This window comes from Actinomycetota bacterium (assembly GCA_040755895.1).
GTDB lineage: Bacteria > Actinomycetota > Aquicultoria > Subteraquimicrobiales > Subteraquimicrobiaceae > Subteraquimicrobium.
On sequence record JBFMAG010000037.1, the window covers coordinates 1 to 2,412 of the forward strand.

At 46.8% G+C, this 2,412-nt stretch carries 3 protein-coding genes; all 3 read right to left on the reverse strand.

Annotated elements, in window-relative coordinates; translation table 11 throughout:
* Positions 1 to 500 (reverse strand): amidohydrolase family protein (locus AB1466_01695; GenBank protein MEW6188814.1); only part of this gene is annotated, 500 nt, incomplete at its 3' end.
* A 321-nt stretch (positions 501 to 821) separates the two neighbouring features.
* Positions 822 to 1,655: an MTAP family purine nucleoside phosphorylase gene (locus tag AB1466_01700; protein ID MEW6188815.1), complete on the reverse strand. Its 834-nt coding sequence runs from the start codon at positions 1,653 to 1,655 to the stop codon at positions 822 to 824.
* A gap of 43 nt (positions 1,656 to 1,698) precedes the next feature.
* Positions 1,699 to 2,412: CofH family radical SAM protein (locus AB1466_01705; GenBank protein MEW6188816.1), on the reverse strand; the 714-nt coding region annotated here is incomplete at its 5' end.

The window sequence follows — 2,412 nt, forward strand, 5'->3', positions numbered from 1 at the left end:
TCTTTCCAGTCTTGGATGATTTTTTCTGACTCCAAGATTTTCTGATCAGCTTTTGTATCGTCAATTTCTATGACTTCGTGAAAGGCAAGACCCCGAAGTCCCGATTGGAGTAGGACTTCAAATCCTGGTCCGAAGCTGATAATATCGGCTACGCAGGTGACTCCAGATTTAATGCACTCTAAAGCTCCAAGTAGTGCTGAGACCTCCCAGTCACTCAAAGAGAGCTTTCTGCCCTTTTTAACCAGCTGTACGATCCAGGGGAAGAAGGATAAATTCTTAAGAATTCCCTTGAAGGCGCTGTATTCAAGATGAGCGTGAGTGTTGACGAACCCCGGCATAATGATGGCTCGTCCGAAATTGATTAGGGATTCTTTTGGGTGAACCTTCATCAGTTCTTCCTCGGAGCCCACGGCCTTGATCATATCTTTTGAGATCAAGACCGCTCCCTCATCGATGGGTTCACTGGTGATCGGCAGAACCCATTTAGCGGTAAGTAACATTACCTTTCCTCATATTGAAAGCGATGGACTATTAACGAATTAGGTTTACATGTATTATTAGGTTTACACTTGGACCTTTGAGGAAGGGGTGAGTGCTCAAGAAAGTGTCGGAGCCTTGCCTATGAAAACCTCTTAAACATACTCACAGTTTTGTAGCGAGGCGAGACCCGAGCGGCCCCGAAGGACTCGTTTCACTCGCCAACGGGGTAAACGGCCGATTGCGCTGCCCCGTAGACGCGACATCGTTCTTCGGGGTGTTTTCGGAACACTTAACCCCGACCATGGTGTTAACCCATCTGTTGTTAATGATACAGGTGAGGATCAATCCCTTAATAGAGTTGGTTTTCGAAATTCCATGCATCCGCAGTCTTTCTGAGAATCCGTGATATTTCTTAGGGCTTCTAAAACTATCTGCCCAATTTTCTTTGATTCTTCGTGGAAGATATCTTTAAGCTCATCATGCTCCCACTCTTTCACGATCCCTTCAGCGTAGTTCACCACCATGTAAACTCCAGCGTAGCAAGCTCCGATATCTCTTGCTAGATAGACTTCTGGAGAAAGGCTTTGACCGACGACATCCGCACCGAATTGCTTCATCATGGAGACTTCCGCACGGCTCTCGAATCTCGGACCTTCGGTGACCAGATAAATCCCCCTCTCGAAGACCCTTCCTTGGTGATATTTTTGGGCGGAGGAGAGTAGTGCGGCGTGTATCTGAGGACATACGGGCTGGCGCATGATTAAGAGGTGCTCTCCCACTATGGTTAATCCCTTCCGACCGGTAAAATCGATAAAATCTGTGGGGATAATGATATCTCTGGGATTAAGGAGGTGGTTTATGCTTCCCACCCCACCCTCGGCGATGATTTTCTTTACTCCGGCTTCTTTAAGTACCCAAAATGCTCCACTGGAGGCCTCACCTCTGTCCACGTTGGGTCTCCAACCATGCATTTTACAGGTTAGAACCCGTTTTTTCTCATTTTGATTATCTAAGATAGTGAAGAGCTTGAAGCGAGGGCTCTCCCCAAAGGAGGTTTCAATGGTGAGGTTAGAGTCGATTATATCTATTACCCCACCACCCACGACGGCCGGGCCATCGAGGGAAAATGTACTTGAACCTCCGATGATGGCAAAACTCGCCTCTGGTATCTCCATGATCCACTCCCAAATTAAAATTTAGTCGGGTTTTAATTTCCATTTAAAATATCTTTAAAATGCGATAAAGGGTATTACGTTGAGCCGGGATCATGCCCGCATCCTTGATCACTCTGATCATTTCCCCTTTGGGCATTCTATGAGAAACTCCCGTTGCTTTGACCACGTTTTCCTCGATCATAGTACTTCCCAAATCATTGGCACCAAATGCCAAAGCCACCTGCCCGATTTTTGCTCCCTGGGTGACCCAGGAGGCTTGAATGTTGGGAATGTTGTCCAGGAATAGACGTGATATGGCCAGTGTTTTTAAATAGTCAAAGGCACCGGTAGTCTCGCCTCCCAGGGCTGTATGACCTGGTTGATATGTCCAGGGGATAAAGGCGGTGAAGCCACCAGTTTTATCTTGAAGATTTCTGATTTGCTCCAGATGCTTCAATCTATGCTCGAAGGTTTCCACACTGCCGAACATCATCGTCGCCGTGGTGGGCATTTTCAAGTTATGGGCTACTTCCATAACTTTTAGCCAGTCTTGAGTGCCAATCTTATTTGGGCTGATATGTTCACGGATATCATCGGCTAGTATCTCTGCTCCTCCCCCTGGAAGGGAATCTAACCCCGCTTTTTTGAGCTCTCGGAGGGTCTCTTCGATGGTAAGCCCTGAAATCCTTGAGATGTGAACGATCTCGGGAGGGGAGAAGGAGTGAATGTGGATATCAAAATTTGCTTTTATGCTTCGGAGCAAATCCTTGTAATAATC